We start from the raw sequence: 7,125 nt of genomic DNA, 5'->3' as shown, positions 1-7,125 counted from the left end.
CCCAACTAGAAATCAACTAGTTGGGATTATCGCCTAACTGCAGGATCGTTCAAGTTAGCTTAAACGATCGGCATTAAGCATTACGCTGGCTTTTTTATCAAAGACGAAGCTAGCCTTAACCGGTCAAGTCATCAAAGAACTTCTTCACACCGTCAAAGAAGCCTTCAGCCTTCGGCTTGTGCTTACTTGCACTTTTACCACCTAGGCTTTCTTCAAGTTCTTGAAGTAACTCTTTCTGACGAGCACTTAGGCTCACTGGCGTTTCAACCACAAGTTTACAGATGAGATCGCCCACTGCACCACCGCGTACGGACTTCACGCCCTTACCGCGCATGCGGAACATACGGCCAGTCTGAGTTTCGGATGGTACTTTGAGGTTCACACGGCCATCAAGGGTCGGCACTTCGACTTCACCACCAATAGCAGCCATGGTAAAGCTAACTGGTACTTCGCAGTAAAGATTATTGCCGTCACGCTCGAAGATATTGTGCTGAGCAACATGCACCTGTACGTACAAATCACCCGCTGGCGCGCCGAATTCACCCGCTTCACCTTCACCAGATAGACGAATACGGTCACCCGTATCAACACCGGCAGGAATTTTCACAGACAGGGTCTTGGTTTCTTCTTTGCGACCTTGACCATGACAAGTACCACATGGCTCTTTGATAATTTTACCGCGACCATGACAGTGCGGACAAGTTTGCTGAACGGCAAAGAAGCCTTGGCGCATCTGTACTTGGCCTTGGCCATGACAGGTACCACATGTGGTAGCAGATGTGCCTTTCTTGGCACCAGAACCATCACAGGTATCACAGTGAACCAAGGTAGGAACACGGATCTCTTTGCCACAACCACGAACCGCTTCTTCCAGTGTCAGCTCCATGTTGTAGCGCAAATCAGCACCACGCTGCGCACGCTGCTGGCCACCACCACGACGGCCACCGCCACCGAAGATATCGCCAAACACATCACCGAAAATATCACCGAAGTCAGCACCGCCGCCGAAGCCGCCGCCACCGCCCATACCACCTTGTTCAAAAGCGGCATGACCGTACTGGTCATAGGCTGCCTTCTTCTGAGGATCCGTTAGGATTTCGTATGCAGTCTTAACTTCTTTGAATTTCTCAGCCGCTTGATCGTCACCCTGATTACGGTCAGGGTGGAATTTCATCGCAAGGCGCTTGTAGGCCTTTTTGATATCACGCTCTGACGCATCACGACTTACGCCCAGAACTTCGTAAAAATCTCGTTTTGACATACTGATCTGTTACCTGCCTTAATACAGCTACGGGCGCAAGAGTAACCTCCAACGCCCGCGCTCAAATAAGATTATGAATTAACTATCTTATTTTTTGTCGTCTTTAACTTCTTCGAACTCAGCGTCAACAACGTTGTCGTCTTGCTGCTCTTGCTGTGGCTGTTCAGCACCACCTTCTTGAGCTTGCTGCGCTTGAGCTTGTTGTTGAGCGATTTCCATCAGCTTCTGAGAAGCTGCGATAAGCGCTTGAACTTTAGCGTCGATTGTCTCTTTGTCTTCGCCTTTACGTGCTTCTTCAAGCTCGTTTACAGCCGCTTCGATAGTCGCTTTGTCTTCTGCTGGAAGTGCATCGCCTGCTTCTTCGATTTGCTTACGCGTACCGTGAACTAGCTGGTCAGCTTGGTTACGTGCAGTTACCAACTCTTCGAACTTCTTGTCCGCTTCTTTGTTAGCTTCTGCCTCTTGTACCATTTTCTCGATATCGTCGTCGCTCAGACCGCCAGATGCTTGGATAGTGATCTTTTGCTCTTTACCTGTGCTCTTATCTTTTGCAGATACGTGCAAGATACCGTCAGCATCAAGGTCGAAAGTTACTTCGATTTGAGGCATGCCACGAGGAGCAGCTTGGATACCTTCTAGGTTGAACTGACCAAGAGACTTGTTGTAGCCCGCTTGCTTACGCTCACCCTGTAGAACATGGATAGTTACCGCGTTCTGGTTATCTTCAGCAGTAGAGAACACCTGATTCGCCTTAGTAGGAATCGTGGTGTTTTTCTCGATTAGCTTAGTCATCACGCCGCCCATGGTTTCGATACCAAGAGACAGTGGAGTAACGTCTAGTAGAAGTACGTCTTTAACGTCACCAGCAAGAACACCACCCTGAACAGCAGCACCAACAGCAACAGCTTCGTCTGGGTTCACGTCTTTACGTGGCTCTTTGCCGAAAAATTCAGTGACTTTCGCCTGAACCATAGGCATACGCGTCTGACCACCCACTAGAATAACGTCAGTGATGTCGCCTACAGATAGGTCTGCATCAGCAAGAGCAACTTTAAGAGGCTCAAGAGAGCGCTGAACTAGGTCTTCAACTAGAGATTCTAGTTTCGCACGCGTCACTTTGATGTTCATGTGCTTAGGACCAGTCGCATCAGCAGTAACGTAAGGTAGGTTCACGTCAGTTTGCTGTGCAGAAGACAGTTCGATCTTCGCTTTTTCAGCCGCTTCTTTAACGCGCTGCATAGCAAGTGGATCGTTCTTAAGGTTGATGCCTTGCTCTTTGTTGAACTCTTCAACTAAGTAGTTGATCATGCGGTTATCGAAGTCTTCACCACCTAGGTGTGTGTCACCGTTGGTTGCTAGAACTTCAAATGTTTTCTCGCCTTCAACTTCATCGATTTCGATGATAGAGATATCGAATGTACCACCACCAAGGTCGTAAACAGCGATAGTGCGGTCACCGCCCTGCTTGTCTAGGCCGTAAGCCAGAGCAGCAGCCGTTGGTTCGTTGATGATACGCTTAACTTCTAGACCTGCGATACGGCCAGCATCTTTCGTTGCTTGACGCTGAGCATCGTTGAAGTAAGCAGGAACAGTAACAACTGCGCCAGTTACTTCTTCACCTAGGAAGTCTTCAGCTGTTTTCTTCATCTTCTTAAGAACTTCAGCAGATACCTGAGGAGCAGCCATTTTCTGGCCTTTCGCTTCTACCCATGCATCACCGTTGTCAGCCTTAACAATTTTGAAAGGCATGATTTCGATGTCGCGCTGAACTTCTTCGTCTTCGAAACGACGACCAATAAGACGCTTGATTGCGAATAGCGTGTTTTCAGGGTTTGTAACCGCCTGACGCTTAGCTGGCTGACCAACTAGAGTTTCACCATCTTGGGTGTATGCGATCACAGATGCGGTTGTGCGCTCACCTTCAGCATTTTCAATTACACGTGGCTTATCACCATCAAGTACTGCTACACAAGAGTTAGTTGTACCCAAGTCAATACCAATGATCTTACCCATCAGGCTTTCTCCGAAATTCGTTTAGCTTATTTGCCAGCCCGTTATCTAAACGCCACTGACAATGCGGTATCACCCGCAGAAAATGATTTACGATGTCGTATGACTACTAAATAGGGGCAGCCAAATTGTTTTCAAGGGCGACATCGAAAAAAAATCAAAAAAAAATTAAAAAGCCCGCCTTAGAGCGGGCTTGTTTAATCACAATCCCGCTTACGCCTGGGTATCGATATTGCCTGATGCCGCTTTCGACACCATGACCATCGCAGGGCGAATCACTCGGCCGTTCAGCTCATAACCTTTCTGCATCACTAGCATCACGGTATTTGGCGCGTGATCAGCACTTTCTTGGATAGACATTGCCTGGTGGAATTCAGGGTTGAAGGCTTCACCCATTGGGTTTAGCTGCTTCAGGCCGAACTTCTCAACCGTACCCATCATGGTCTGAAGGGTTAGATCTACACCTTCTACCATTGGCTTGACTGCCTCGTCGTTTTTGTCTGCCATCTCGATAGCACGTTCCATGTTATCGATAACTGGTAGCAGTTCTTCAGCAAACTTGTTCAGGGCAAACTTACGTGCCTTGTCGATTTCCTGCTCGCTGCGGCGACGCATGTTTTCAACATCGGCACGGGCACGCAATACGCTATCTTGCTGCTCACGTACTTTTGCATCACTGGTTAGCAATGCAGCTTCAAGTTCAGCGATGCGGGCTGCCTGCTGCTCCTCAAGGGTCATCTCAACCACTTCTTCCTCAGCAGATTCAGTTTCAACCGCTTCAACATCTTGCTGTAGCTGTTCGTCCTGTACTTTTTTCTCTTCGTTGCTCATGCTTTCGCTCTCCGCCAAGATCATGGTTTTCAATCGGGGGATAGATAATCAACTCTATCCAAAAAACTCGCTTATGCGCCTATTATGGGGATGAAGTTCAATGATTCAAGCCGATATCGATCACAATGCGCGACAACTGTCTAATCCTGACGCTATACTGGCCTTCTCTTTATTTGTCGGATCATGGACATGACACGCGTTTTCCAGACTATCGCGATAATTGGCAAACCCCGTAACCCAGAAGCCCTGCAGACCCATATGAGCCTCTACCGGTGGCTTATTGAGAAAGGTTATGACGTACTTGTTGACCACCGACTGGCCAACGATTTGTCACTGCCAAAATCAGTCTTTTGCGATTTGCTGACTATTGGCGACAAAGCCAATTTAGCCGTCGTCGTCGGTGGTGATGGCAATATGTTAGGCGCGGCACGGGTACTGTCCCGTTTCGATATCGCAGTGATTGGTGTTAATCGTGGCAGCCTAGGTTTTCTAACCGATCTCGACCCCGACGCCTTCGAAGACGAACTCGATCAAGTGCTCAATGGCGAATATGTAGTCGAAAAACGTTTTTTGCTGGAGGCGGAAGTCCACCGCCACGGCTTGATTAAAAGCCGCAATGCCGCCCTCAACGAAGCGGTACTGCACCCAGACAAAATCGCCCACATGATTGAATTCGAAGTCTACATAGACGATACCTTTGCCTTCTCGCAGCGCTCCGATGGGCTGATCATTTCGACACCGACAGGTTCAACCGCGTATTCCCTGTCCGGTGGCGGTCCTATCCTGTCCTCCGAGCTCAATGCAATTTCACTGGTACCCATGTTCCCGCATACCTTGTCATGCCGTCCACTGGTCGTCGATGGCAACAGCCGGATCAAATTAATGGTTTCACCCACCAACGGTAGTACCCTGGAAGTCAGCTGTGACGGTCAGGTCTCGTTGCCTGTCAGCCCTGGCGATGAAATCCATATTTACCAGAGCCCAGAGACCTTAAAGCTGATCCACCCGAAAAACTACAGCTACTACGAAGTCCTAAGAGGCAAGCTGGGCTGGTCGAGCCGATTATTCTAAGTCGAAACCAACTTCAATTATCGCTCCTGAAGCCAACCTCTCGGTTGGCTTTTTTATTGCTTACTTTCAGCGCGTTAACTCAGATCAAACTTTCCATGAAATTTTTTATCGACAGTACTTTACTGTATGTAGATACAGTATATACTGTATGAAAAAACAGGTGTTGATTTAAACAGGTGAACACATGCTGGCTCATATGACGATCTCTAACTTTGCTATTGTCAAAAACCTTGAATTTGAACTTAAACCGGGAATGACCACCATTACCGGTGAAACAGGTGCAGGTAAATCTATTGCCATCGATGCACTTGGCTTGTGTTTGGGTGATCGCGCCGAAGCCTGCATGGTTCGCCCGAATGAAGACAAAGCAGAAATCTCCGCTGCCTTTTCACTGCTGAACAACCAAGCGGCCCGCCGCTGGCTGGAAGACAACGAACTGATTGATGGTGACGAGTGCATCTTACGCCGTGTCATTACCAAAGAAGGCCGCTCACGTGGCTTTATCAACGGCAGTCCGGTCCCCGCCTCGCAGCAAAAAGCCCTGGGCCAATTACTGATCAACATCCACGGCCAGCATGCCCACCAGCAACTGATGCGCCCTGATTACCAGCAGCAGATGCTGGATCAGTATGCCGGTCACCATCAATTGATGGAAAAAACCCGCAACCACTACCAACGCTGGCGCCAGGCCAACAACGAATATAAGCGTTTGGTTCAAAACCGCGAAGAGAACGAAGCGCAAAAACAGCTGATCCAATACCAGGTCAAAGAGCTCAACGAGCTAGCTCTGGCTGAAGAAGAATTTGCCGAGATTGAAGAAGAGCATAAGCGCTTGTCCAATAGCGGTGAACTGGCTATTTCCAGCCAAAACGCACTGGCTATGCTGTATGACAACGAAGATTGTAACGCGCTAAATATGCTGCAAACAGCCTGCCAGGAAGTCGCAGGTTTGGGCGACATCGACAGCAATCTAAGCGCTATCCCGCAAATGCTCGAAGATGCGATTATCCAGGTGCAAGAGGCCAGCCAAGAGCTGCGCAGCTACCTCGACAACATGGATATGGATCCACAGCGCCTGATGTACCTTGAAGAGCGCTTGGCCAAAATCATGTCACTGGCTCGCAAACACTACGTGATGCCGGATGAGCTTTATACCAAGCACCAAGAGCTACTCAAAGAGCTAGAGCAGCTTGATTGCAGTGACGAACGCCTGGAAGAAATCGCCGAGAACGTCGAGAGCCTACGCCAGAAGTTTTTGGCCAGCGCAGAAAAACTCAGCAAGAGCCGCCAGCGCTATGCCAAGGAGCTCGACAAAAAGATCTCCGACAGCATGCATCAGCTCAGCATGGAAAACGGTGTGTTCAAAATTGATGTACAAAGTGATACAGAAGGTATGCTCAGCCCACTAGGCTTCGACACAATCACCTTCTTGGTGTCCACTAACCCGGGCCAACCACTACAGCCCCTTGGCAAAGTCGCATCGGGTGGTGAGCTGTCGCGGATCTCCCTAGCGATTCAGGTGATCACCGCCCAGAAAGTCGAAACCCCAAGCCTGATTTTCGATGAAGTCGATGTGGGGATCAGTGGGCCGACAGCCGCCATTGTCGGCAAGATGTTGCGTACCTTGGGCGGATCGACCCAGGTAATGTGTGTCACCCACTTGCCGCAGGTCGCTGGCTGTGGCCACCAGCAGATGTTCGTGGCGAAAAAATCCAGCAAGGGACAAACCGAAACCAACATGTACCCACTGACTCAGGATGCCCGTGTGAATGAACTGGCTCGTCTGCTAGGCGGCAGTGAAATTACCGAGCGCACACTGGCAAATGCGAAAGAACTGCTGATTGCGGCATAAATAGAATAAACTTAATGGGCATTGCAACTAATTGGTTGTACTGCAGTCTCAATTACAGTTTTTTTCTTTACTGCTTTTTTACTTCTGCTCGGGGGTTGTT

General features: G+C 49.1%; 5 protein-coding genes. 2 read left to right on the top strand and 3 right to left on the bottom strand.

Annotated features, from left to right (window positions below; genetic code table 11):
* Positions 1–115 precede the first annotated feature (115 nt).
* The 3 genes from dnaJ to grpE form a co-directional block, all read right to left on the bottom strand.
* Positions 116–1,261 carry a molecular chaperone DnaJ gene (gene dnaJ / locus ACVA53_RS22745; protein WP_446506349.1) on the bottom strand — a complete coding sequence of 382 codons (1,146 nt, stop codon included), beginning with the start codon at positions 1,259–1,261 and terminating at the stop codon, positions 116–118.
* A gap of 87 nt (positions 1,262–1,348) precedes the next feature.
* Complete coding sequence (dnaK, locus tag ACVA53_RS22740) at positions 1,349–3,274, bottom strand: molecular chaperone DnaK (protein ID WP_255044050.1); 1,926 nt, start codon at positions 3,272–3,274, stop codon at positions 1,349–1,351.
* A gap of 210 nt (positions 3,275–3,484) precedes the next feature.
* Complete coding sequence (gene grpE / locus ACVA53_RS22735; protein ID WP_446506348.1) at positions 3,485–4,102, bottom strand: nucleotide exchange factor GrpE; 618 nt, start codon at positions 4,100–4,102, stop codon at positions 3,485–3,487.
* Between the two features lie 180 nt (positions 4,103–4,282).
* On the opposite strand from grpE, the gene nadK reads away from it, so the two are divergent.
* Both nadK and recN read left to right on the top strand, forming a co-directional pair.
* Entirely contained in the window at positions 4,283–5,173 is an 891-nt protein-coding gene (gene nadK, locus ACVA53_RS22730) for an NAD(+) kinase (RefSeq protein WP_255044068.1), read from the top strand.
* Positions 5,174–5,357: 184 nt separating this feature from the next.
* Positions 5,358–7,025, top strand: a complete 1,668-nt coding sequence (gene recN, locus ACVA53_RS22725; RefSeq protein ID WP_446506347.1) for a DNA repair protein RecN — start codon at positions 5,358–5,360, stop codon at positions 7,023–7,025.
* Positions 7,026–7,125 lie beyond the last annotated feature (100 nt).

Source organism: Photobacterium sp. DNB23_23_1 (assembly GCF_052873815.1).
Note: the sequence above shows the minus strand (reverse complement) of the source record. Positions and strands in the feature narration are given on the sequence as shown.